The organism is Veillonella parvula, from assembly GCF_018366295.1.
In the GTDB taxonomy this organism is placed as follows: Bacteria; Bacillota; Negativicutes; order Veillonellales; family Veillonellaceae; genus Veillonella; species Veillonella parvula_P.
This window is the reverse complement of sequence record NZ_JAGZIJ010000001.1, coordinates 313,435-338,995: the sequence shown is the minus strand read 5'-3', so window position 1 is coordinate 338,995 and position 25,561 is coordinate 313,435. Positions and strand designations below refer to the sequence as shown.

The 25,561-nt window shown below is 38.0% G+C and carries 28 protein-coding genes and 1 tRNA gene; 28 read left to right on the top strand and 1 reads right to left on the bottom strand.

The window, feature by feature from the left end:
• Positions 1–4 precede the first annotated feature (4 nt).
• Genes KHY58_RS01660 through KHY58_RS01650 form a run of 3 tightly spaced genes read left to right on the top strand, consistent with a single transcriptional unit; the run spans position 5 to position 2,452 of the window.
• A complete protein-coding gene (locus KHY58_RS01660) occupies positions 5–634 on the top strand; it encodes a helix-turn-helix transcriptional regulator (protein ID WP_232191990.1) in 630 nt (209 codons plus the stop codon).
• Between the two features lie 10 nt (positions 635–644).
• A complete protein-coding gene (locus KHY58_RS01655; protein ID WP_008601139.1) occupies positions 645–1,466 on the top strand; it encodes a pyruvate, water dikinase regulatory protein in 822 nt (273 codons plus the stop codon).
• On the top strand, positions 1,463–2,452 hold the full coding sequence (locus tag KHY58_RS01650; protein ID WP_024061865.1) for a deoxyguanosinetriphosphate triphosphohydrolase: 990 nt from the start codon (positions 1,463–1,465) through the stop codon (positions 2,450–2,452). Before KHY58_RS01655 ends, KHY58_RS01650 begins: the two co-directional genes overlap by 4 nt.
• A gap of 85 nt (positions 2,453–2,537) precedes the next feature.
• On the opposite strand, the gene rpmB is transcribed toward KHY58_RS01650, so the two are convergent.
• Positions 2,538–2,726 (bottom strand): 50S ribosomal protein L28, encoded by a 189-nt coding sequence (gene rpmB / locus KHY58_RS01645; RefSeq protein ID WP_008601135.1) that lies wholly within the window; start codon positions 2,724–2,726, stop codon positions 2,538–2,540.
• Between the two features lie 223 nt (positions 2,727–2,949).
• Here rpmB and recG point away from each other — a divergent pair, with 223 nt between their 5' ends.
• From recG to KHY58_RS01520, 25 genes are all read left to right on the top strand, one after another.
• Positions 2,950–4,992: an ATP-dependent DNA helicase RecG gene (recG, locus tag KHY58_RS01640; protein ID WP_278471645.1), complete on the top strand. Its 2,043-nt coding sequence runs from the start codon at positions 2,950–2,952 to the stop codon at positions 4,990–4,992.
• Between the two features lie 132 nt (positions 4,993–5,124).
• On the top strand, positions 5,125–5,310 hold the full coding sequence (locus KHY58_RS01635; RefSeq protein ID WP_004696087.1) for a 4-oxalocrotonate tautomerase: 186 nt from the start codon (positions 5,125–5,127) through the stop codon (positions 5,308–5,310).
• A gap of 76 nt (positions 5,311–5,386) precedes the next feature.
• A complete protein-coding gene (guaB, locus tag KHY58_RS01630; RefSeq protein ID WP_004696085.1) occupies positions 5,387–6,841 on the top strand; it encodes an IMP dehydrogenase in 1,455 nt (484 codons plus the stop codon).
• A gap of 15 nt (positions 6,842–6,856) precedes the next feature.
• On the top strand, positions 6,857–7,579 hold the full coding sequence (locus KHY58_RS01625) for a WecB/TagA/CpsF family glycosyltransferase (RefSeq protein WP_008714075.1): 723 nt from the start codon (positions 6,857–6,859) through the stop codon (positions 7,577–7,579).
• A 14-nt stretch (positions 7,580–7,593) separates the two neighbouring features.
• Positions 7,594–8,235: a phosphatidylserine decarboxylase family protein gene (locus tag KHY58_RS01620; protein ID WP_004696080.1), complete on the top strand. Its 642-nt coding sequence runs from the start codon at positions 7,594–7,596 to the stop codon at positions 8,233–8,235.
• Positions 8,228–8,899, top strand: coding sequence for a CDP-diacylglycerol--serine O-phosphatidyltransferase (pssA, locus tag KHY58_RS01615; RefSeq protein ID WP_039964980.1), 672 nt, complete (start codon positions 8,228–8,230; stop codon positions 8,897–8,899). Before KHY58_RS01620 ends, pssA begins: the two co-directional genes overlap by 8 nt.
• Before the next feature lie 19 nt (positions 8,900–8,918).
• Entirely contained in the window at positions 8,919–10,181 is a 1,263-nt protein-coding gene (locus KHY58_RS01610; protein WP_004697272.1) for a glycosyltransferase family 2 protein, read from the top strand.
• 17 nt (positions 10,182–10,198) lie between these two features.
• The gene (gene surE, locus KHY58_RS01605) at positions 10,199–10,960 is read left to right on the top strand and encodes a 5'/3'-nucleotidase SurE (RefSeq protein WP_004697320.1); all 762 of its coding nucleotides are present in this window, start codon (positions 10,199–10,201) and stop codon (positions 10,958–10,960) included.
• Positions 10,961–11,014: 54 nt separating this feature from the next.
• Positions 11,015–11,098 (top strand) — tRNA-Leu (locus KHY58_RS01600).
• Between the two features lie 94 nt (positions 11,099–11,192).
• Positions 11,193–11,984: a hypothetical protein gene (locus tag KHY58_RS01595; protein WP_105086748.1), complete on the top strand. Its 792-nt coding sequence runs from the start codon at positions 11,193–11,195 to the stop codon at positions 11,982–11,984.
• A 68-nt stretch (positions 11,985–12,052) separates the two neighbouring features.
• Positions 12,053–12,424 (top strand): holo-ACP synthase, encoded by a 372-nt coding sequence (gene acpS / locus KHY58_RS01590; RefSeq protein WP_105086747.1) that lies wholly within the window; start codon positions 12,053–12,055, stop codon positions 12,422–12,424.
• A 1-nt stretch (position 12,425) separates the two neighbouring features.
• Positions 12,426–14,003, top strand: coding sequence for an NAD(P)H-hydrate dehydratase (locus KHY58_RS01585; protein WP_105086746.1), 1,578 nt, complete (start codon positions 12,426–12,428; stop codon positions 14,001–14,003).
• Entirely contained in the window at positions 14,000–14,944 is a 945-nt protein-coding gene (locus tag KHY58_RS01580; RefSeq protein ID WP_105086745.1) for a ComEC/Rec2 family competence protein, read from the top strand. Before KHY58_RS01585 ends, KHY58_RS01580 begins: the two co-directional genes overlap by 4 nt.
• A gap of 245 nt (positions 14,945–15,189) precedes the next feature.
• Entirely contained in the window at positions 15,190–16,287 is a 1,098-nt protein-coding gene (locus KHY58_RS01575) for an N-acetylmuramoyl-L-alanine amidase family protein (RefSeq protein ID WP_278471640.1), read from the top strand.
• A gap of 3 nt (positions 16,288–16,290) precedes the next feature.
• Positions 16,291–16,851, top strand: coding sequence for a GerMN domain-containing protein (locus tag KHY58_RS01570; protein ID WP_105086743.1), 561 nt, complete (start codon positions 16,291–16,293; stop codon positions 16,849–16,851).
• A gap of 112 nt (positions 16,852–16,963) precedes the next feature.
• Positions 16,964–17,944, top strand: coding sequence for a thiamine-phosphate kinase (thiL, locus tag KHY58_RS01565; RefSeq protein WP_278471637.1), 981 nt, complete (start codon positions 16,964–16,966; stop codon positions 17,942–17,944).
• Positions 17,934–18,428: a tRNA (adenosine(37)-N6)-threonylcarbamoyltransferase complex ATPase subunit type 1 TsaE gene (gene tsaE / locus KHY58_RS01560; protein WP_195395084.1), complete on the top strand. Its 495-nt coding sequence runs from the start codon at positions 17,934–17,936 to the stop codon at positions 18,426–18,428. Before thiL ends, tsaE begins: the two co-directional genes overlap by 11 nt.
• Positions 18,412–19,170 (top strand): tRNA (adenosine(37)-N6)-threonylcarbamoyltransferase complex dimerization subunit type 1 TsaB, encoded by a 759-nt coding sequence (tsaB, locus tag KHY58_RS01555; protein ID WP_105086741.1) that lies wholly within the window; start codon positions 18,412–18,414, stop codon positions 19,168–19,170. Before tsaE ends, tsaB begins: the two co-directional genes overlap by 17 nt.
• Positions 19,170–19,619, top strand: a complete 450-nt coding sequence (gene rimI / locus KHY58_RS01550) for a ribosomal protein S18-alanine N-acetyltransferase (RefSeq protein WP_278471635.1) — start codon at positions 19,170–19,172, stop codon at positions 19,617–19,619. The genes tsaB and rimI overlap by 1 nt, the downstream gene beginning before the upstream one ends.
• Positions 19,616–20,647 (top strand): tRNA (adenosine(37)-N6)-threonylcarbamoyltransferase complex transferase subunit TsaD, encoded by a 1,032-nt coding sequence (tsaD, locus tag KHY58_RS01545; protein ID WP_118091281.1) that lies wholly within the window; start codon positions 19,616–19,618, stop codon positions 20,645–20,647. The genes rimI and tsaD overlap by 4 nt, the downstream gene beginning before the upstream one ends.
• Before the next feature lie 2 nt (positions 20,648–20,649).
• Positions 20,650–22,041, top strand: coding sequence for a sensor histidine kinase (locus tag KHY58_RS01540; RefSeq protein ID WP_118091280.1), 1,392 nt, complete (start codon positions 20,650–20,652; stop codon positions 22,039–22,041).
• Positions 22,042–22,620, top strand: coding sequence for an ANTAR domain-containing response regulator (locus tag KHY58_RS01535; RefSeq protein WP_004696048.1), 579 nt, complete (start codon positions 22,042–22,044; stop codon positions 22,618–22,620). It abuts the gene before it with no gap.
• Between the two features lie 131 nt (positions 22,621–22,751).
• The gene (gene groES / locus KHY58_RS01530; RefSeq protein ID WP_118091279.1) at positions 22,752–23,033 is read left to right on the top strand and encodes a co-chaperone GroES; all 282 of its coding nucleotides are present in this window, start codon (positions 22,752–22,754) and stop codon (positions 23,031–23,033) included.
• Positions 23,034–23,145: 112 nt separating this feature from the next.
• Complete coding sequence (gene groL, locus KHY58_RS01525; protein WP_278471632.1) at positions 23,146–24,771, top strand: chaperonin GroEL; 1,626 nt, start codon at positions 23,146–23,148, stop codon at positions 24,769–24,771.
• A gap of 333 nt (positions 24,772–25,104) precedes the next feature.
• Complete coding sequence (locus KHY58_RS01520) at positions 25,105–25,521, top strand: DoxX family protein (RefSeq protein ID WP_004696040.1); 417 nt, start codon at positions 25,105–25,107, stop codon at positions 25,519–25,521.
• The last annotated feature ends 40 nt before the right edge of the window (positions 25,522–25,561 follow it).

Genomic DNA, 25,561 nt, shown 5'->3' with positions numbered 1-25,561 from the left:
CCGTGTGAAACTGTCAAAACGACAAGAACAAATTGCTCAAATCGTTCGCGAAGAAGGTCCTGTAACAGGTAGTGCTATTGCTGAACACTTAGAGGTCACAAGATCTGCGTTGCGCTCAGATTTATCTGTATTGACCATGTTAGGTGTGTTAGATGCACGTCCAAACGTAGGCTATTACTATGTTGGACTTTCAAAAGAAACACAAACGGCTGAGCGATTGAAGTCATTTCTGGTAAGCGATGTATTATCTCAAGCAGTTGTGGTCAATGGGGATACGAGTTTGTATGATACAATTGTCACATTATTTACAGAGGATGTAGGCACCATATTAGTGTGTGATGGCTCATACCTAGTAGGTGTGGTATCTCGAAAAGATTTATTACGCGCCTCTATGGGACAAACAGATTCGCATACCATGCCTATATCTATGATTATGACCCCTGTAAGCAAGGTTATATCGGTGGAGCCTACCGATACTTTGGTAGAGGCTGCACAGAAAATGATAGATTATGAAGTAGATTGTTTACCTGTCGTCGTTCGTGAGGATATAGGTAACAAGAAACGTTTAAAGGTTGTGGGCCGTGTATCAAAAACGACGGTAGCAAAAGTATTTTTAGAATGTAGCATACACTGAGGTTGATAGAATGGCAGAAAAAATTATTTATGCAATATCGGATTCCCTGGGGGAAACTGCTGAGGCTGTAGCGAGAGCTACGGCGAGTCAATATGATAAGGAGCAAATTGAAATCGTTCGTGTTCCCTATATTGATAGTGAAAGCCAAATTGATGAGGTCATAGACGACGCAAAACGTGGGAATCATGTTATTTGCCATACCATTGTGTCTGCGTCTTTACGTAAGTATTTGCATGAGAAGGTGGCTGAATATAATATTCCGGCTGTGGATATCATGGGGCCTGTTCTCGATGCAGTTGGTACTATCGCGACTACTAAACCGCGTATGACAGCAGGTATGGTTCATAAACTCGACCAAGAGTATTTTAAAAAGGTTGAAGCTATTGAGTTTGCCGTGAAATATGACGATGGTAAAAATCCATCTGGTTTTGAAAAGGCCGACATAGTTATTATTGGTGTATCTAGAACTAGTAAGACACCATTGTCCATGTTCTTGGCGTACAAAAAGATTAAAGCCGCAAATTTGCCACTAGTTCCAGAGGTACCGTTGCCAGAGGAATTGTTCAAGATTCCGGCAAAAAAAATCGTGGGCCTTATTATAGATCCATACAAATTAAATAATATTCGTAGTGAACGTTTACGCGCTATCGGTCTTGAAGACGAAGCAAATTATGCATCTATTGAGCGTATTCAATCTGAATTGGATTATGCAAAGGCTATTATGCGTCGTTTGCACTGCCAAGTGTTAGATGTTTCTAATAAATCCATTGAAGAAACGGCTTCCCTTGTTATGCAATTGATTGATAAAAATCGCGCGTCGGAGGGTAAATGAATATACGTGAACAAATAGAGGAGAGGGAGGCTTTGCTTCTGTCTCCCTATGCAGCTAAAAGCCGCGATGCAATCCGTGATATAGAAGAAAAGCCTGATCCGCTTAGAACCGCGTTTCAACGCGATCGGGATCGCATCATTCATAGTAAATGTTTTAGACGGTTAAAGCATAAGACACAGGTATATATTGCGCCAGGTGACCATTATCGGACACGCATGACTCATACCCTTGAGGTAGGTCAAATCGGTCGTACTGTAGCTCGTGCATTACGTTTAAATGAGGATCTTGTGGAAGCTATTGCCATGGGCCATGATGTGGGGCATACACCATTTGGTCATGTAGGTGAATATGCATTGCGAGATATGGTGGGGCACTTTAATCATAATGAGCAAAGTTTGCGCATGGTTGAAGTATTAGAAAGACATGGTGATCATCAAGGTCTCAATTTAACCACCGTTGTTCGAGATGGCATCGTAGGTCATACAGGGGCTACAATTCCTGTGACCTTAGAAGGTCAAATTATTCGTATTGTAGACCGTATTGCGTATTTGTGCCATGATTTTGATGATGCACAGCGAGCAGGTATGTTGACGGCAGAGGCGTTGCCTTTTGAAGTGCGCGAACATTTTGGTATGACTCCATCCAGTATGATTACTGCAATGGTAGAGGATATGGTACGCGAATCCTTGGATAAGCCAGCTATATCTATGTCTGCTGATGTGGAAATGACGATGAATCTATTCCGTCAATTTATGTTTAAACATGTATATTTGGCACCAGCTTTAATTCCAGATCGCAAAAAGGCATCCCATGTGGTGAAAAATCTATTTACTCACTTCATGGAACACCCTAATGATATGGAAGGCTGTGAAACAGGTAAAGCGTTTTACTCTACACGTGATGTAGTTGATTATGTAGCAGGCTTAACAGATCAATATGCTATTAAGTTATTTAAGCAATATTATATTCCCAATATTACATTATAAATAACAAAAAAAGCAGTTAGTTCATTTTGAACTAACTGCTTTTTTTGGGGCTCTAGAACCCCAAAGAGTACATGTACTTTTTATTTTACGCGCGTGTAACTTTATTAGAACGAAGGCAGCGAGTGCATACGTTTACTTTTTTTGTAGCACCGTCTACAACCGCCCGTACTCTTTGAATGTTCGGTTTCCAAGTTTTTCTTGTGCGAATGTGAGAATGACTCACGTTCATACCGCTAGATGTGGATTTACCACATACTTCGCAAAGGTTTGCCATAGTTTCCACCTCCAAGCTTAATCTATAACATAACAAAAGTATATTATCATAAAGAATAGCTTAAAGCAAGTATTTTTGTCGTACATATTGCTCTTTTTATGAAATATACTACAATATAAGGTATACTATATATCATATTCTAAGATATAAATGGACTTTTACACAAGGATATACAAAAATTGGATATATCTCATGTGTTTATCGTATATTTAAAGGAGTTCTTATGGATGAACGATTGACGACTATAAAGGGAATTGGTCCTGGTCGTGAGAAACAATTGCATAAATTGGGAATTACCAATGTTACATCCTTATTGACTTACTTTCCCAGAACCTATGAAGACCGGCGTACGATTTATAGAATTGGTGATTTAAAATCAGGTATGACAGGTGGTGTGGTAGGTACTGTTATTGCTGTACAAGAGAAACGACCTCGCCCTCGATTGTCTATTTTAGAGGTAGTCATTGCAGATGGCACAGGACCTTTGAAGATTGTTTTGTTCAATCAAGGGTATAAAAAGAACTTTTACAAAAAAGGACAGTGTATATATGCATATGGTAAGGCTGAGTTTCAATATGGTTCCATGCAAATGAATACACCGCAAATGGAAAATTTAGGAGATGGTGGTGAACCAGATCGAGGTATTGTTCCTATTTATGCGCTTGCTGATAGGGTATCTCAGTTTGTGGTTCGTTCAACTGTACGCAATTGGTTCGCAGCTAACCATGAATTACCAGATATTTTACCTGTGGAGGTTCGTGAAGATCATCATTATATGAGTCGCTATGATGCTTTTAAGATGATGCATTTCCCAGACTCCTCAGAGCTCTATGAAAAGGCTCGTTATCAATTGGCCTATGAAGAGTTGTTCGTCATGCAAGCTGGCCTAGCTTTGTTGCGAAATAAAGAACAATGCCATAGAGGGCCTAAAATGGGACCAAATGGGGAACTAATGGCTCAGTGTATAGAGAATTTACCGTTTTCCTTAACAGGTGATCAACAACGAGCGTTAGAGGATATTCGTATTGATATGGAAGATGAACGACCTATGCAACGTTTGTTGCAAGGAGATGTAGGCTCTGGTAAAACTATTGTGGCTACCTTGAGTTTATTAAAAGCCATTGAAAATGGGTATCAGGGGGCATTGATGGCCCCTACGGAGATTCTAGCGGCTCAACATTACGAAGGGATACGAACTGTATGTGCTAATTTAGGTATTACTATAGAACTATTAACTGGCTCCTCTACGAAAAAAGAGAAAGAATGCATCTATGAGGGCTTAGCAGATGGCAGAATCCAAATGATCATTGGAACGCATGCTCTTATCCAAGAGGGGGTTAATTTCCATAATTTAGGCCTTGTTATCATTGATGAGCAACATCGCTTTGGTGTAGATCAACGGGCGAGATTGCAACAGAAGGGAACATATCCTCATGTACTTATCATGACGGCTACACCAATCCCTCGTACCATGACATTATCCGTATATGGAGATTTAGCAGTATCTTTAATTAAAGAAATGCCACCAGGGCGAAAACCTGTTAAAACATATGCTGTAGATAGTTCTTATAAAGAGAGATTACGCACTTTCTTTGGTAAGGAAATGGCGGAAGGGCGTCAGGTCTATGTGGTGTGCCCTCTTGTAGAAGAATCCGAAAAATTAGACTTGCAAGCCGCTGAGGAATTGTATCTAGAATTAAAAGAGTACTTTTATAAGGCCTATGAAGTGGGCCTCGTTCACGGTCGTATGAAACCGAGTGAAAAAGATGAAGTGATGAATGCCTTCCATAGGGGTGAAATTTCATTACTTGTTTCTACAACAGTTATCGAAGTGGGGGTTAATGTGCCAAATGCGACCATTATGTGCGTTGAAGGGGCAGAACGATTTGGTCTGTCTCAGCTACATCAGCTGCGGGGCCGTGTAGGTCGTGGCGCTCATCAGTCCTATTGTATTCTTGTTAGTGATTCTAAAAATGATGTAAGTCAAGAGCGTTTAAAGTTGATGGAACAAATCCAGGATGGATTTGAGCTTGCAGAGCAAGATTTATTGCTTCGCGGTTCAGGTCAATTGTTTGGATTAGCTCAATCAGGACTACCTGATTTGCGTGTTGCTAATATTATCAAAGATATTGAAATTTTAGTAGAGGCTCGTAAAGATGTACTAGATTTTGCAAATCAATTCGGAATAGAAAAATTAGAATCTATCATGAAAGAAGAATTAGAAAAAAGATTTGGTGAAAAATTTCTAAGAATATTGTATAATTAAGAGGTAGGATTAATAAGTATATAAGCATCGATAATATTAGATTTTATCTGGCTTTTTTCCTTGTTTATATGTCCTTCATACCGTATAATAGAACAAACAATTTATTTCATTTTTTCATCTATGGAGGTTAATATGCCAATTATTCATGTAGAGCTCGTCGAAGGGCGTACAAAAGAACAAAAGAAACAATTAGGTGAAGCAATTACAAAAGCTGCGGTTGATATCGTAAATGTTCCTGCTGATGCAGTAAAAGTTATCTTCGTAGATATGAAAAAAGACGATTATATGGAAGGCGGCATTTTGCGGTCTGAACGCTAAGGCTACGACTGACCGCCTAGTCCATAGGGACTAGGCGGGTCGTAGTTTTGTTTTATTATACGGAAAGGAAAGAAATATGAGAGACGATAAATTCGGTATGCGTGGACTAACTTTTGATGATGTATTATTAATACCAGCAGCTTCTGATATACTGCCTAATCAAGTAGAGTTAAAAACTCAATTAACTCGTGACATTACATTAAATATTCCTATGATTAGTTCTGGGATGGATACGGTTACTGAATCACGGATGGCGATTGCTATGGCTCGTGAAGGAGGTCTTGGCGTTATCCACAAAAATATGTCTATTGAAGAGCAAGCTCATGAAGTTGACAAGGTAAAACGCTCTGAACACGGTGTTATCGTTGATCCTATTTTCTTAAGCCCTCAAAATTTACTATCCGATGCAGCAGAACTTATGGAAAAATATAAAATTTCTGGTGTACCTATCACAGAACATGGTAAACTAGTAGGGATCATTACAAATCGCGATATGCGTTTTGAAACTGATTTAAGCCGACAAATTGGGGAATGTATGACAAAAGATTCCCTAGTTACTGCACCGGAAGGTACATCTCTTGAAGCGGCGAAAGCTATCTTAAGCGAACATCGTATTGAAAAATTACCTCTTGTAGATGGCGACGGTAACTTAAAAGGCTTAATTACGATTAAAGATATTGAAAAAGCGACTAAATATCCAAATGCAGCAAAGGATGGTAGTGGCCGATTATTAGTTGGTGCTGCAGTAGGTGTTTCTCAAGATTTGTATGATAGACTTGATGCGCTTGTATCTGCTAAAGCTGACGTAATTATTGTTGATACTGCCCATGGGCATTCTGCAGGTGTTCTTCGTACGTTGAAGGACATTAAACAAGCGTATCCTCACATTCCTGTAATTGCAGGTAATGTGGCAACTGCAGCAGGCACTGAGGCTCTTATCGAAGCCGGAGCTGATGCAGTTAAGGTTGGTATAGGACCTGGTTCTATTTGTACAACTCGTGTCATTGCTGGCATTGGGGTACCTCAAATCACAGCAGTCTATGAGTCTGCTCAAGTGGGGCGTCGCTATGGAGTTCCTATCATTGCTGATGGGGGGATTAAATATTCTGGAGATATTGCTAAAGCTATTGCGGCTGGTGCTAATGTAGTTATGATGGGTAATATTTTAGCGGGTACTGATGAAAGCCCTGGAGAAACAGTGATTTATCAAGGCCGTTCTTATAAAGTATATCGAGGCATGGGTAGTCTAGGGGCTATGAAACTCGGTAGTAAAGATCGATATTTCCAAACAGAAGCTAAGAAATTAGTTCCTGAAGGTATAGAAGGTCGTGTACCATATAAAGGTATGCTGGCCGATACAATTTTCCAAATGGTTGGTGGTTTGCGTGCAAGTATGGGGTATTGTGGATGTCATAACATCCAAGAAATGATTGAAAACACTCAATTCATTCAAATTACAGCGGCTGGTTTGAAAGAAAGTCATCCGCATGATGTAAGCATTACCGTTGAAGCACCAAATTATAGTGGTTGATAATGGAGTATTACATTGAATAAACGTATTTCTGTTTTATCTGTGCCTATCGATTGTGTCACAATGGATGAGGCAGTCCAACGTATTTTACAATTAACTGAACAGCCGGGGCTACATTTAGTAGCAACGGCTAATGCAGAAATGGTTATGTTGGCTAATGAAAATCCTACATTGCACTCCATATTGAATAATGCTAGTCTCGTCGTTCCCGATGGGGCTGGCATTTTGTGGGCTGCAGAGCGTCAAGGAGAACATGTGCCTGAACGCGTAACAGGTGTAGACGTAACTATGGAATTGTTTAAAGTTGCGGCGACTCATCAAATTCCTGTATACTGCTTGGGGGCGGCACCTGGTGTTGCTCAACGAGCGATTGGTAATGTATCTGCTCAGGTAGGTGCATTAAATATAGCAGGAATTCATGACGGATTCTTTGATAGTGCAGAGGAACAAGAAATCATTAAATCTATAGCTGAATCTAAGGCAAAATTGGTATTTGTTGCCTTAGGTGTGCCAAAGCAAGAACAATGGATTGCAGAAAAGTTGAGTCACCTCGATGGCGTAGTTGCCATTGGAATTGGTGGTTCCTTTGATGTCTTGGCAGGTAATATTCCTCGGGCCCCAGAATGGATGCAACGAAATCGACTTGAATGGTTGTATCGATTATATTTAGAACCTCAACGGATTGGCCGTATGTTGGCTATTCCAAAGTTTATGTGGACCGTTATTAGAAATAAATAGAGGAGTGTTGAATCGTGCCTACAGGACCAATAATTAAGGAAGGGTTTCCTCTGATAGGAGCTATGCTCATTATCACTGTGGTGTTAGGATATTTAGGACATTATGTAATTGCGATTATTTCATTTATTCTGGCATTATTTTTCGTCAATTTCTTTAGAAATCCTAAACGTGTAATCCCTCAAGATCCAGATTTGATTTTATCCCCAGCGGACGGTAAAATCATGGATATTTCTGATGTATACGAAGATATTTACTTACATAAAGAGTGTAAAAAAGTAACTATTTTCTTATCTGTTTTTGACGTGCATGCTAATCGTGCGCCTATTGATGGTAAAATTACGTACCGTCACTATACGATGGGTAGTTTCCTACCAGCATTCAAAGATGATGTAGGTTTTGAAAATGAACGTCATACTATTTGTATTGAAAATGATCGTACTTCCGTATTAGTAACGCAAATTGCGGGCCTTTTAGCAAGACGTATCGTATCTTGGACAGACCTAGATAGTGTACTTGAACGCGGTCAGTTGTACGGGATGATTAAGTTCGGTTCCTGTACTGAGCTCTATATGGATAAGGATGTAGAGTTGTTCGTGGAAAAAGGTCAACATATTACAGGCGGTGATACTGTTATCGGGAGGTTACGACATGAATAAATCTATTATTCCAAATTTATTTACTAGTGCAAATTTAGCATTTGGTGTTCTTGGTATTACGTTGTCTGCTACAAATAATACCTTCTGCGCAGCTATATGTATATTATTGTCTCTAGTAGCAGATGGGTTAGATGGTCGTGTAGCAAGAGCTTTAAACGTTGCAGGACCAATGGGCCGGGAACTTGATTCTCTGTCTGATGTAGTGGGATTTGGTGTAGCGCCTGCCTATATGCTTTATATGAAAGAATTAAATGGTTTAGGATGGATTGCATATGTGCCACTATTAGCTTTTGCAGTGCTTGGTGCATTTCGTTTAGCGCGATTTAATATTAAAACTGACGAAGTTCATGGCTATTTTGAAGGTTTACCAATTCCAGCCGCTGGATGTTTAGCGGCGACTTACGTATTGTGTGGCGTATCGGTACCTCAATTTGTGTTGGTAGTTTGTATGATTGGTATAGGTCTCCTTATGGTTAGTGAAGTTAAATATCCCGATTTTAAAGGTAAAAGTGAGATTTATATCAATAAACTTTCTATTGTACTCACAGCCATATTTGTTATAGCTTGTCTCGTGTATGATTGGCATACATGGGCCGTTATGATTTTTGCTGGCTATGTAATGTTTGGGCTTATTAACGGGGCTTTAAATATAGTGCGTAAATAGATGTGTGGAGGAGAATAGTATGAATTACCTACTGGATCTATTACTGATTCCTATGCAGGTAATAATCGTAATTTATACGGTTTATTATTTTATACTCGCTGTCGTAGGTATGTGGCGATCGCGAGTACATAAAAATTATACCCCTAAAAATTCCTTTGCCATCGTTGTATGCGCTCATAATGAGGAAGCTGTTGTTGGTGAGTTAGTTAAAAACTTACGTGGCCTAGATTATCCTGATGATCTATACGATATTTTTGTAGTTGCCGATAACTGTACAGATAAGACTGCGGAAGTAGCAAGTGCTGCTGGCGCTAATGTACATGTACGTGAAAATAAACAAGAAATAGGTAAAGGTTATGCCATGGGGTGGATGTTTGATCGGGTAGAACAAATGGATCGGAAATATGATGCATTCCTGATTTTTGATGCCGATAATTTAGTACATCCTCAATTTATGTTAGAAATGAATGATCATCTTGAAAAAGGTGAGTCTGTAATTCAAGGTTACTTGAACTCTAAAAATCCAACTGACTCTTGGGTAGCCGGTACGTTCTCTATCGCCTTTTGGATGGTTAACCATATGTGGCATTTAGCAAAATATCGTCTTGGATTATCTACGGCTTTAGGTGGTACAGGCATGTGTATTCGTACATCTATTATTCGCGAATACGGTTGGGATTGCAATAGCTTAACCGAAGATATGGAATTTTCCATGAAACTATTGACTCATGGTATCCGTACTTGTTGGGGGCATGATGCTATCGTATACGATGAAAAGGTTACGACTATGATGGCTTCTTGCAGACAACGTTTACGATGGGCTCAGGGGCAATTTGACTGTGCGGGTCGATATATTCCTAAATTATTTGCTATTGGTATCAAAACAGGGAATATTATGATTTTGGATGGTATATTCCAAGTGAGTCAACCTTATTTCTTATTGTTGACAACCGTATACTTGGTGTTATCCTACATCAATGCGTATACTCCAATTTATACAAATATTTTGTATCAAATTATGCCTATGTCTGTATGGACAATTATAGGTGTTGGTCAATATCTATTCCCATTAATTGTATTGTTGAAAATCAAGGTACCACCAAAGATTTGGTTCTACTATTTACTATATCCATTATTTGTTTACTCTTGGATTCCAGTAAATATTTTAGGGTGGTTCCGCCGTCATAATAAGGTATGGTCTCATACAGTCCATACGAGAGCTGTGGGCTTAGATGATGTTAAATTAACACGTATGGGCAATATGAATAAGAATGAAAAATAGAATCTGTAGGAGTGACTATGCATATTTTAATGTGTAATGACGATGGCATTTTAGCAGATGGTTTACGTCATCTTGCATCGTATTTAAGTCAATATTATAGAATTACCGTTGTAGCACCTGCTAATGAGCAAAGTGCTAAATCCCATGCATTGACGACCGAGGTTCCATTGAAATTAGATGCTTGCAATGGCGAGGATGAAAATCCTCGCCTTTATGCTCTAACGGGAACGCCGTCCGATTGCATGAAGTTCGGTCTCAGTTATTTATTGACTGATGATATGCCAGATCTTGTAATTTCTGGAATTAATCATGGATTTAATTTAGGCTCTGATGTATTGTATTCCGGCACTGTTTCGGCAGCTATGGAAAGTGGTTTTTACGGTATTCCCGGTTTAGCATTATCTGTTGAGAGATATTCTGTTGAACGGGGAGACGAGATGCATCCATTTATACATGAATTGATTGAGAAAATTTATGTGGCGGGTCAGTTTAGCGGTTTACTAAATGTGAACTTCCCATTACGTGGCACATGTGATTGGGATCATTTTAAAATGGTGAGCCAAGGCTTACAAACCTACAGTAATATTATCGAAGCTCGCATTAATTCAAGAGGACAGGATTATTATTGGTTAGCTGGCGAGCTAGACTATGGTGCTGAAAGTGTTCCTACAGATGTAGAATTTGCCCGTAAGGGCTATATTACAGGTGTCGCACTTACATGGAAACAACAATGTGATACGGATATGAAAAGGGTTCAAAATATTTTAGATGAAATATAAAAAATATGTTGACATTGCTTAGGGATGTCTGTATAATAACAAATGTTCCGATACGCCGGAGTGGCGGAATGGCAGACGCACTTGACTCAAAATCAAGCGGGTAACACCGTGTGGGTTCAAGTCCCACCTCCGGCACCAACATTAGGCGGTAAGACTTTTGTCTTACCGCCTATTTTTATATTTATGAATTTATATACTATAATATACATTATTAATTTCGTGAGGTGACAGTATGGATCAAGGTATAATTGATTATATTACAAATATTTTTGATATTCCTAAACTTACTCAACAGGTTAGCGCTGTACAGATGCCATTGCCATTATCTCGCTTGGCAGAAATACCATTAGATGGATCTGTAAATCAGTGCCAAGGATTTTGTTATAATTCCAAAAAAGACGTTTTTGCTTTAGCTTGTATTAATTCAGATAATACGAAGCAAATTATTTATGAAATTAATCCAAAAACTTTTACTGTTGTTGCAAAATATGAGTATAGTTATAAAAGTTTATTAGGTCATATGAATACCTTAACTTATAATTCTGTCAATAATCGTTACTATACAACAAATGCTGTTGTAAATGGATATAACCTTACTCCTATTGAAGCGGATAGCATGATTGTTGAAGCACCGATTAAACTAAAAGAGAAAGTTTTTAATTTTGCATATGATAAAGTACGCAATGAATATGTATCAATTGTGCCTTTAACAAACTCTGAACGGACAATTAATTATTACGACTCCAATTTTAATCGTATTCGTTCTTATAAAATTGATGCTAATCATACAAACTTAAATAATAACGGTGCTTACGCAACTAATGGAAATACTTTATTTACGACGTTGACAACCTTTGTATACGTCGATGAAGAGGGAGTTGTTAAAAATATTAGCCCTTATGCTTCTGGAATGGAAGTAGAAGACATGGATTGTCGAAATGGTCAAATGTATATGGCGGTCAATCGCAAAGGTAAAGTTGAAATTTATAGTTTGTCTAGCCTACCATTTTCGGTAAATGTCTAGATACTACTTATGTTTTAATCCCCTTTATGAGTGTATAATAATAGTATTAGAGTATTTTAGGAGCTATTATGAAATTAGGGAATGATATTATAGAGATTGACCGTATACGTCAAGCTATAGAGAAATCAAGTTCATTTAAAGTGCGCGTTTATACGATTCATGAGATTGAATATTGTAAAAGTCGGAATAAAGGATGCTACGAATCCTTTGCAGGTATATATGCTGCAAAAGAGGCTTTTATTAAAGCTTTAGGTATAGGGATGAGGTATGGATCATGGCAAGATATAGAGATTTATCATGATGAATGGGGCGCACCCTTAATTCGTTTACAAGATACTTTCAAAGATATTTACGAAACATCAGGTTATACTGATATTCATGTATCGATTAGTCATTGCAAGGATTATGCAATGAGTACAGTTATACTTGAAGGAGCATAAGATGAATATTTTAACTACAGAAGATGCTCGATTTATAGATCGAGAGGTTCCTAAGCAATTAGGAATTTCTTTAGAAATCCTCATGGAAAATGCTGGACGTGGTATCGTAGATGCCTTATGGGGAGAGTACGATTTATTTTCCCTGAATAATGGCCGTTCCATAAATAGTTTTGTTTTATTTATATGTGGTACGGGTAATAATGGGGCAGATGGCCTTGTAGCGGCTCGCCATTTGATGGAGCAAGGCGTACCAGCACAAATTGTACTAGTAGGAGATATAAACAAGTGTAGTGATCTTTTTGCAGTGCAAATTGAGCGCTGCAAAGCTATGGGCTGTAGCATCGATATGTATGATGAATTCAATGATTGGTCCAACGTAGCCATCGCTGTGGAAGGCATCATGGGAACGGGCTTTACTGGAAGGTTAAGAGAGGTGACCATCGATATATTGAATGATATTGATACTATGCGTAGTCAGTATAATTTTGATTTGTGGGCTATTGATGTACCTGCAGGTTTGGATGCTACTACTGGTCATGTAGCAGAAGGCACACTGACCTATGATTATACTGTTACTTTTGGAGCTATCAAACAAGGTTTGTTATTATATCCCGGAAAGGCTGTAGGAGGAACCGCTGTGGTTGCTCCATTGGGTGCTCCTTGGCAGCAGGTACTGGGTGAACGTGTTAGAACTATAACCATTGATTCTGATTTAGCAGAAAAAATTATCAACTATCGTACTCCAATGGCGCATAAAGGTGTCAATGGAAACACTTTAATTATTGGTGGTTCAAATGATATGATAGGAGCCCCTATTTTGGCTGCTGAAGCGGCAGTTCATAGTGGTGCTGGTAAAGTAACATTAGCTGTACCCAAAATAATTAAACAGATTGTACAAAGCCGTGTCATACCTGAGGTGATGGTTACTTCCACAGAGACTAATAAAGAACTTTTTGATTGTCGTCAAGTTGTTGCTATGGGACCTGGTTTAGGTCGCACCCGTGAAATCTGTGATTTAGTGGATCATATCTTAGATGCTTACGAAGGAGCATTAGTACTAGATGCTGATGCTTTGTATGCAGTGGGACATGTTGGTTGTGTTAATAAAGATGCTTTGCGAGATGGTGATATTGAGTCTGCATATACAGTGGAAAGAGAACTTCCATATTGTGTTATGACACCGCATTTAGGTGAATTTAGTAGACTTATTGATTTACCTATTAAATGGATTGAGCGTCATTATATCACGTTGGCTAGAGAATTTGCTAAGGCTCATCAAGTTATTCTTGTACTAAAAGGAATTCCTTCAATTGTGGCATTCCCTGATGGAACGGTGTATGTAAATACTATCGGTAATGCGGGCATGGGTACTGGCGGTATGGGAGATGTGCTGACTGGTGTAATTGCTGGTTTTATAAGTCAGGGTTATTCACTACAAGATAGTGCTATTCTCGGTGTTTATGTACATAGTCGTAGTGCAGATATTCTGAATGAAACAAAGAGTTGGGGTTATACTCCGAGTGATGTCAGTGCTTCTTTAGGCTTCGTGGTTAGTGAATTATTGGGAGATTATGAATGACAAATAGAATACAACGCTTTATAGCTTTCTTGTTGGTATTATGTATTCCTATCTTCGCCATTGCAGGCTGCACAAATAATGATGTAGCAAACGCAGCAAATCGAGTAACTACTAACGCTAATGGGACTTACTCAATCGATACTAAAACGACTACCCCTGAAGGTAAGCTAGATGTATATATGCTAGATATTGGTCAGGGGGATGCTATATTACTTAAGGTAGGCGATGAGTATAGCATGATCGATACTGGTGACATAGAACATCGTGAAAATATTGTAGCTCAACTTAAAACTATGGGTGTAACAAAGCTAAAAAATATTATTATCACGCATCCTCATGCTGATCATATGGGTGGTTTCTATGCTATTGCAAAGGCTATGCCTATTGAACATGTATATGATGATGGTATTGCCGTTGATAATAATATGTACAAAACTTATGAAAAGTGGATTGAGAAAAATAAAATTCAACGAACTACTTTGAGAAATGGAGATGTAGTTGATTTTGGACATGGTGCTGTCTTTGTAGTATATGCTCCTTGGGTTGAACCTTTAACTGATAAAAAAGGGGAGACAGATCTTAATAATAATTCTATTGTAGGTAAATTAATCTTTGGTAAATTTTCTATGCTCTTCACGGGTGATGCTGAATGGCAAGAAGAGAAAAAACTTATAAAAGAGCAGAATTCCAGATTGTTTGCTCGTATTCTTAAGGTAGGTCATCACGGTTCACGTACAAGTAGCTCTGAAGATTTTTTGAAATCTATTAAGCCTGAAAGTGCATTAATTTCAAATGGCATGTATAATAAGTATGGTCATCCTCACGATGTGACATTACGACGCTTGCAGGAAAATAATATTGCTATTTACCGTACAGATACGATGGGACGTATTCATATTAGTACGGATGGGAATAAATGGCAAATTACAACTGAACGTTAGTTTTGATTACTTATACAAAAAATTATTTTTATGAAACTGTTTTTTGTGTATTCTGTATAAGGTCTTTATATAGTAATATGTGTAATCGGCATACTAATCTTCATGTTTGTATGAAATAATCTATTTATAATCTAACATTAGTTTATGGATAGATTGGAACGATGAGATTTTGATAGATAAAAATATCATCGACTCATCTCTATGGTTTGGACACTATGTATGTCAGTTAGATTGGAGTGAATGTATTGCGTAAACTATTTTTAATGTGCCTTGCAGTCTTGATGGCGATACCTTTATTATTGACTCAAGCAAAGGCAGCTAATTTGGAAGATGCTCGATGGGTGACTAGAACAGATGCACCTGTACCATATGTTCGTATTGTTATGGACTTATCGGCACCTATAAAGGCATCTGCATCAATTAGCAAAGATGGGAAAACTACGACTGTTACTTTAAAGAATACAAAGCTAAAGACGGCTAAAGAGAACATTTCTATGGACTCAGCTATTGCTAGCTCTGCTAAACTTTCACAAGATGGCAGAGACGTTAAAGTAACAATCAAGACACCTTCATCTATTGATACTAGTGATGTAAAGGTTTTTTCCTTGAAAAAGGATACGGTTAATAAGAAACCGTATCGTATCGTTGTTGATGTTCAGAAAAAAGGTGCTGTAGCTAAGCCTGCTTACTATGGTAAAAAGCCATCTCAATCTGCGCATCCAGCAAAAAATGTACCTACAGGATCTGGCAAATACTCTACTAGCGGTGGTTTATCTGGCAAAACAATTACTATTGACCCAGGACATGGTGGTAGTGATTCTGGTGCTATTGGACCTCACGGTGTACAAGAGAAAAACATTACACTACCGATTTCCATGTATTTGAAAAAATCTTTAGAAAATCGTGGTGCTAAAGTGCTTATGACTCGTACTACCGATGTAGATGTATATGGCCCTAATGCAAGCGGTGTTGATGAATTGGGGGCTCGTGTTAACGTGGCTAACCGTAGTAATTCTGATGTTCTTGTGAGCGTTCATATCAACGCATTTAATAATCCTAGCGTTGGTGGTATTGCAACATATTACTATAGCAAAACTGGTAACGATGCTCGATTAGCACAAAAGGTACAATCTCAAATTGCTAACACACCTGGTTTCAATGGTGATCGTGGCATTCAAGAGGGTAACTTATACGTGTTGAGACATTCTAATATGCCTGCAATTCTTGTAGAGCTTGGTTTTATCTCTAACCCTAATGAGGAACGTGTGCTACAATCTCCTCAAACTCAAGAAGACTTTGCTAACCGCATTGCAAATGGTATTGCTAATTACTTTGGAGGTTAATCGATGAAATTACGTAAACAAGTTCTATCGATTCTCTGTGTAGGTATGCTGGCATTTGTAGTGGGTTGTACACATGAACAAGCTCCTACAACAGGTAAAAGTGAACCTACGCAAGAGACGAAAGTCAATAAGGATGCAGAAACAAGTAAAGTATCTCAAGAAAAGGTTAAGATGGCCTTCTTTGTTCCTACGGAGGATGGTTCTGGGGTAAAACAAACTACCGTTGAGATAGAGGCGAATAAAGTTACGCCTAAAGCAGCTCTTTTAGCGATGTTAAATGTTGATAGAGCACAAAAATATCCAGTCTTCTCTAAGGATATTGAAATTACATCTGTTACTGTAAAAGATGGTATTGCTTCTGTTGAAGTAAATGATGCATTCGTAAAGGGTAATGGCGGAGACTTAACTGTTAAGTTACAAATGGCTGCTATTGTAAATACATTGACATCCTTTGATAATATTAATGGTGTTCTATTCGTCAATAATGGTAAAAAGGTGCCAACTGTAGGTTCCTTTGATACTAAAGAACCTGTTAAGAGAATGACGAATCTAATTAAAAAATAATTCTTTTAAGGACATTTATAGCAGATAGTTGATATATCAACTATCTGCTATTTTTGTTGTCTTTTATATATGTTACAATACAATAAGTAATAATCGGAAATTAGGTGATCAGATGCAATTAAAAGATGTAGGGGAATTTAATTTCATTCGTCAAATTCAAGATAACACGATTTATAATCCTAATACTGTAGTGTACGGTATTGGTGATGATTGTGCTATTTATAAAGCAGATCAAAATACAGAGCAATTGATAAGCACTGACACAATGGTGGAAGGTGTTCATTTTAGCTTTCACTATATGATGCCCTATGATGTAGGGTATCGCCTTATGACGGCTAATTTAAGTGATGTTGCGGCTATGGGTGGCATTCCTAGACAAATTGTATTATCTGTAGCCGCACCAGACCATGTTAATACAGTCATTCTTGATGAAATTTATAGGGGAATTAAAGATCAATGTATGAGATATCAACTCAATATATTGGGTGGAGATACGGTACGTACGGAAGGCCCCATGGTTTGGACTGTAACAATTATCGGAGAGGTTCCTAAAGGCACTGCGGTTATGCGAAGTGGTGCGAAAGTAGGAGATGTTGTAGGTGTTACAAACTATGTAGGTTATGCAGCTACAGGTTTAGGAGCATTATCTTATAATTTAGTAGGCTATGATATGACCAAAGTGGGGCATCAACGTCCTGAACCACAGATTGAATTGGGGCAAAAATTGCGACGACTTGGTATTCATAGTATGAATGATATTAGCGATGGACTAGGTAGTGAATTGAATGAAATCGCTGTAGCTAGTAATGTTTCCATTGTATTTGAAGAACAAGCAATCCCTTTACACGAGGAGACTTACGCATTAGCTAAGCATTTACAAACTAATCCAGTAGATTATGCTTTGTATGGTGGAGAAGACTTTCAGTTAGTCTTTACAGCGCCAAAATCACTACTTTCGGAATTGGAAAAGCTAGCAGGCATTACGTTGATTGGGGAAGTTTTATCTGGCCCTCCTCGGGTTCAAATGGTAACACTTGATAAAACGATTAAGACCATAGAAGCGAAAGGATATAATCATTTTCATGAAGGATAAGGTACAGGTTCATTTAAAGACTCATACAGTAGAAGACACACAACAATTTGGCCAATTATTAGGCGAATGGGTTAAACATAATGGGCATCCTCTTTGTATAGCACTAGTTGGTGACTTGGGGACAGGAAAAACACATTTGTCGCAAGGCATTGCAAAGGGCTTTGGGGTTACTGAAGAAATTACAAGTCCTACCTTTGCCATAATGAATACCTATGATGTGAATCGAACTCATTTATATCATTTTGACGTATATCGCTTGGAAGATATTAGTGAACTGGAAAATATTGGATTTTATGAATATACAGAAGACTGCGTATCCATTGTAGAATGGGCAGATAAATTCCCTCATGAATTGCCTGATGAAACGCTATGGATTCATTTAACACGTATTGATGATACAAGCCGTTCCATTACATTAACTAGTGATTACCTTACAACGGGTGATTTAGTAGAAATAGGAGGCCCATATGTGGTTGGGAATTGAGACGAGCTCTCTCGTGTCGAGTGTGGCTTTAATAGATGAAAGTTGCCTAATTGGGGAATTGACCATTCAAGCTGGATTGACTCATTCTGAGCAGTTGGTACCTCATATTGATATGCTATTACGAGCTTCTCAAGTTGAAAAAAGTGAATTAAAAGGTATTATGGTTAGCATTGGACCTGGTTCTTTTACAGGCTTACGTATTGGTATGGGGACAGCTAAAGCTATGGCTTATGCCTTACAAATTCCTTTATATGGCGTAATGACCATGGACAGTTTAGCTCGTAATGTAGCTTATACGGACCGCACGATTTGTACCGTTATCGATGCTCAGAAAAAACATGTCTATGCAGGTATCTACAAATATGATGGTAATGAATTGGTCTGCAAAGAGGAGCCTTTTGTCATTGCTGCTAATGATTTATTAGATCGACTCCGAGCCTCTGAAGAATATGTAGTGTTCCTTGGGGATGGCGTTAAGCGAATAGAGAAGCTACTAGATGAAAGTGATACAAATTTAACGATTTTAGATATATCGCAACGTATTCCAAAAGCTAGTTCTCTATTACTAGCTGGCCGTAGATTGGTAGGCTCTGAAGAGAGTTCTGACCCTATGGATATGGTTCCTTATTATATTCGACGATCAGAAGCAGAAGTGTTATGGGAAGAACGCCATAAAAATAATCCTGAAATGTTGAAACAAAATCCTACAGTTGTAGTTACTGAGGCAGCAGGAGTCGAATAATGGAGATTCGTTTGGCTACAATAGATGATGCTCAAGCTATCTATACTATTGAACAACAGTCTTTTTCTGTTCCTTGGAGTTTAGAATCTGTTCTCGTTGAGTTAGAAGGGGCATCAAATAAATTATATATGGTAATTTGTGAGGAGAACAAAATTGTTGGATATGCAGGTGCTTGGCTTGTATACGATGAAGGTCAAATTACGAATATCGCCATTATTCCTTCCGCACGAGGTAAGGGATACGGATCAAAACTTACAAAACAATTAATAGATGAATGTCTTATGAGAGGTATGAAAGAAATTTTCTTAGAGGTGCGCATATCTAATCTTGCAGCATTGGCTATGTATAGAAATTTAGGATTTTCTGTAAAAGGAATTCGTAAAGATTATTATTCAGAGCCTATGGAAGATGCTTATATTATGTCTCTCGTTTCAGAGGAAATAGAATGAGTATATACACATTAGCCTTGGAAAGTAGCTGTGACGAAACCTCTGCTTCTGTCCTTAAGGACGGGCGCACTGTTTTGTCTAATGTTATTTCAAGCCAAGTGCCAATACATAGAAAATTTGGTGGCGTTGTACCTGAAATTGCATCACGTCATCATATAGAACAAGTGATACCCGTAATAGACCAAGCATTACGTGATGCAAATGTGACTTTACAAGATATCAATCATATTGGTGTTACGTATGGGCCAGGTCTTGTAGGGGCTTTATTAGTTGGTGTAGCTGCTGCAAAAGGGTTATCCTTTGCTACAGGGATTCCCTTGGTGCCAGTGCACCATATGGAAGGTCATATTTTTGCTAACTTTTTAGCTAATCCAGAACTGGAGCCTCCGTTTTTAAGTCTCGTTGTATCTGGTGGTCATACCATGTTAGTACATGTAAAAGGATATGAAGAATTTGATGTTCTTGGTCAAACACGAGATGACGCAGCTGGCGAGGCTTTTGATAAGATTGCACGGGTTATGGGATTCCCTTATCCAGGGGGCCCTCATATCGATGCCCTTGCCGTTGAAGGGAATCCAGAGGCTATTGAATTTCCAAAGGCTTTAAGTGAACCAGGTAATTTTGAATTTAGCTTTAGTGGTTTGAAATCCGCAGTTTTAAACTATTTAAATAGTAAGCAACAAAAGAATGAGCCTATTAATCAAGCTGATGTGGCCGCATCATTCCAGAAGGCCATCGTAGATGTGTTAGTAGAAAAGACGAAAGATGCCGCACATACTTTAGGTGAAAGTCGTATTACTATTGCTGGCGGTGTATCAGCTAATAAAGGATTACAAAAGGCTTTAGAAGCTATGTGTGTAGAAGAAGGCTTTACTTATTACAAACCACATAAAATTTTGTCTACTGACAATGCGGCCATGATTGGATGCCGAGCTTATTATATGGCGCAGGCCGGAAAATTTTGCGATTTAACATTGAATGCAAAGCCCAGTGTTGAAATTGGATACGTATCTTGGAAAGAGGATTAATCGTGGATATTGGTCAAGATATTTTAAATAGAACACCATTAGGACCATTACAAACCTCATTACTTGAGCATATTAGTAAACTCATATCCTTTGGCGAGTCTTTAACTCGTCAAAGGATACAGATTTTTACACCCCTACTAGAGACAGGACAAGGTGAGAAATCACAACAATGTGCAGATATGCTATGCATAGAACGCAGTGATCAAGGGATTACTACATGTCAATTAAAAGGCAGTCATACGTGGCATGCTATGATGAAAGATGGTCAACCACTTATCGGGTTAGATGACAAACAGCGTCAATATGTCTTTCCTATCGTAGACAACGGAGGTCGTATTATTGGGGGTATATCTTTTACATTATCACCATCTATTAAGGCAGAACAATATGAGCAAGAATATTTTTTGTCTGATACGATGCAACGTCTTATGCTGACGGCTACTGATGAACAAATATTGTCTTACGAACCCATGTCCTATTTTGATGGTTTAATTATTTTCGACGACACTTATAAAATACTGTATGCTAACGATGCAGCTATGAAGTTAGTAGATGTATTAGGCTTTGATCGTCGCTTGGTAGGTTCATCAATTTTTAGCAGTACCTTAAAGATGTCCGCTATACAGCAGGTATTATTAGATAGAAGTATACGTACAAATGAAGAAATCTATCAAGATATGGTAATTCGTCAGCACATGATTCCTATTGCTATGGGGCGCAATGAAACGAGGTGCTTTTTAGTTCTTCATGATTGTACTCGTGAAAGTAAACAGCAACAAGAATTATTGGTTAAAAATTCCATTATCAAAGAGGTTCATCATCGTGTAAAAAATAACTTACAAACTGTAGCAGGGTTATTGCGTATGGAGGCGAGACGCTCTAGCTTGCCAGATGTAAAGCAAGCACTCCAAGAGGGGATTAATCGCATTGAGAGCATGGCTCTAGTTCACGATATAGTGTCTCATTACGATGAGGATTATATTGGTATACGATCAATTTATGATGAATTATGTCGTTTGTTGCGTATGAGTATGGTGCGACAAGACCAAGAGGTTACTTTTACTTACAGTGGTGAAGATATGCTAATTTCTTCTCATATGGCGAGTTATGTATCTCTTATAATTAATGAATTGATTACGAATAGCTTAGAACATGGGTTAGACGGGAATCGTGGAAATGTTCATCTAGCAGTTACTGATGCAGGTAGTACAATTAAACTGGCTTTTACAGATAACGGAAAAGGATTGCCTAGTGATTTCTCTGTTTCTTCTAATAAACGGTTAGGTTTAACAATTATTAATAATTTAGTTACTCATGAATTAAAAGGAAGTTTATCCATAGAAAATACTGGAACAGGTGTATTGGTGACGATATATATGAAAAAGGAGGCATAAATGCGCGTTTTAATCGTGGATGATGAATCCCTAATACGTATGGATTTACGAGATATTATTGAGTCTTGTGGTCATGAAGTCGTTGCAGAAGGTACAAATGGTGTTGAAGCTTTAGCACTTTGTAAAAAACATAAGCCAGATATTATATTGATGGATGTTAAGATGCCAGAATTAGATGGTATTGAGGCGGCACGTCAAATTGGCTTTCACCATGAAGCACCTGTAGTATTATTAACAAGTTATAGCCAGCAAGATTTAATCGATAAGGCTCGAGATTCTGGTGTATATGGCTATTTAATTAAACCAGTACGGGAGGAACAGTTAGTTCCTACCTTAGAGATGGCTTTAGGTCGCTATAAAAGTGATGCTCAGTTGCGAGAAAAGATGGCTGAGCTAGAACAGTCATTAGAAGATCGTAAAATCATTCAAAAGGGAACTGGTATATTAATGGAACTATATTCTATATCTGAAGTGGAAGCGTATAATCGGATCCGCACTTTAAGTATGAATAAACAAATATCTATTATAGAAACATGTAATCTCATCATTAAACAGTCTAATAAGTCAAATAATATCTAAAAAGTCAAAAAATCAAAATTAGTACTTGCAATTATTTTAACTTCGGTTATAATAATACTTGTGATTAGCACTCAATGAGTTAGAGTGCTAATAAATTATGGAGATTAACTAGTAAAAAGGAGTGACATTATATGTTAAAACCATTAGCTGACCGCGTTCTTATCCGTCTAGAAGCAAAAGAAGAAAAAACTAAAAGTGGTATTTTCCTTCCTGATACAGCTAAAGAAAAGCCTCAAGAAGGTGTAGTTGTAGCTGTAGGTGCTGGTAAAGTATATGACAATGGTCAACGTGTAGCTCCAGAAGTTAAAGTTGGCGACACTGTTATGTTTGCAAAATATGCTGGTAGCGAATTAGAAATCGATGGCGCTATTCATTTGATTATTAGCGAACGCGATATTTTAGCAGTATTATAATCGCTGATTTATAGTCTATATGACTATAAAAACTGATGATACATTTTATATTGCTTAAGGGCACATATATTTCGTTACATTGGATAGTGTTACTATTTAGGAGGTAATACATATGGCAAAAGAAATCTTGTTTAATGAAGAAGCTCGTCGCGCTTTAGGCCGTGGCGTCGATCAATTAGCAAATGCTGTAAAAGTTACATTAGGTCCAAAAGGTCGTAATGTTGTGTTGGATAAAAAATTTGGTTCCCCAACAATTACAAATGATGGTGTAACCATTGCTCGCGATATTGAACTTCCAGATCCATTTGAAAACATGGGGGCTCAATTAGTAAAAGAAGTTGCTACTAAAACTAACGACGTAGCAGGTGATGGTACTACTACCGCAACAGTATTGGCGCAAGCTATGATTCAAGAAGGTATGCGCAATGTAGCAGCCGGTGCAAACCCAATGATTTTGAAAAAAGGCATTGAAACAGCAGTAAAAACTTTGGTTGAAGAAATTAAAAAACGCTCTATCAAAGTTTCTGGTAAAGCTGAAATTGCTCAAGTTGCAAGCGTATCCGCTGCTGATGAAGAAATCGGTGGTTTAATTGCTGAAGCTATGGAAAAGGTTGGTAATGACGGTGTTATTACTGTTGAAGAATCCAAAGGTTTGCAAACTGCATTAAATGTAGTAGAAGGTATGCAATTTGATCGTGGTTACATTTCCCCTTATATGGTAACTGACCCTGATCGTATGGAAGCCGTTATGGATAACCCATATATCTTGATCACTGATCGTAAAATCAGTGCCATCGCAGACATGTTGCCAACACTTGAAAAAGTAGTAAAAGTAGGCAAAGAACTTCTTATTATCGCTGAAGAGGTAGAAGGGGAAGCATTGGCTACATTAGTAGTAAACCGTTTGCGTGGTACATTCAAAGCTGTAGCCGTTAAAGCTCCTGGCTTTGGTGATCGTCGTAAAGCTATGCTTGAAGATATCGCTATCTTAACAGGCGGTACTGTTATTACTGAAGATATGGGTCGTAAGCTTGATTCTGTAGAGCTTGAAGATCTTGGTACAGCTCGTCAAGTTCGCATCACTAAAGATGAAACTACAATCATCGATGGCGCAGGTGATAAAGATGTAATTGCTAAACGCGTTAACCAAATCCGTGCACAAGTTGAAGAAACATCTTCTGATTTCGACCGTGAAAAATTACAAGAACGTCTAGCTAAATTGTCCGGTGGTGTTGCAGTTATCGAAGTAGGTGCTGCTACAGAAGTTGAACTGAAAGATAAGAAACTTCGCATTGAAGATGCATTGAATGCAACTCGTGCAGCTGTTGAAGAAGGTATTGTAGCTGGTGGTGGTACTACATTTATCGATATCATCCCTGCATTGAATACATTGGAAGCTACTGGTGACGTTCAAACTGGTATTAACCTTGTAAAACGCGCTGTAGAAGAACCACTTCGTCAAATCGCATACAACGCAGGTCTCGAAGGTTCTGTAGTAGTAGAAAAAGTTAAAAATACTGAAGCTGGTGTAGGTTTTAATGCCTTGACTGAAGAATACATCGATATGGTTAAAGCTGGTATTGTTGACCCTGCAAAAGTTACTCGTTCTGCTCTTCAAAATGCCGCATCTATCGCATCTCTTGTATTAACTACTGAAACAATCGTAGCTGATAAGGTAGATGAAAATGCAGCAGTTCCTGCAATGCCTCCAATGGGTGGTATGGGCGGTATGATGTAATCAGCTGCTTAGAATTAATTTTATAAGAAATATAATAATCCTAATGAATTGTGAATTACATTTTTCATATTCATTAGGATTATTTTTTACTGATAAATTAATCTATTGTAAGGGTGTAATATTTTAAATAAGATATTATTATATTCAAGCTGACCAGATTTAAAGTGACTAGATTATGTTGATTACATCGATAAAATTGATTTTGTATACAATGTATGATATAATTCTATAGAATTTAATAGTGAGTCTTATTGACATAGTTATTCTCTAATAGTATAATTAATGTATCGAATTTATTCGATTTGTTATATTTGAATTGAAAGAAGGATCACTATGTTGAACTTTATTTTTAAAAGTAAACCTAATTATGTAAACTTTGGCTTATTGATTTATCGCCTTGCATTGGGCATTTCCATGTTTTATCATGGTTATTTAAAATGGCTTAGCGGAGCTGAAGGGCTCTACAAAGTAGGGACTATGTTAGCACCTTTAGGCGTATCCGGTGGTTATGAGATGCTAGGCACTATGGCAGCACTTGCAGAAATGATTGGTGGTATTCTCATTGCAGTAGGATTATTTACACGTATTGGTGCTATTCTAGTTGTAGGTACTTTAGCAACTGCGACTATTGTGAGTTTGAATGGTAGTTTCTTTAGCTGGGACTACCCATCTCAATTAGGCTTTGGTGCACTTATGTTATTCTTTGCTGGTGCTGGTCGCTTTAGTTTAGATAAAGCTTTATTTAAATAATTAGGAAATTAGAATAAAAGACTCATCGGCTGATGAGTCT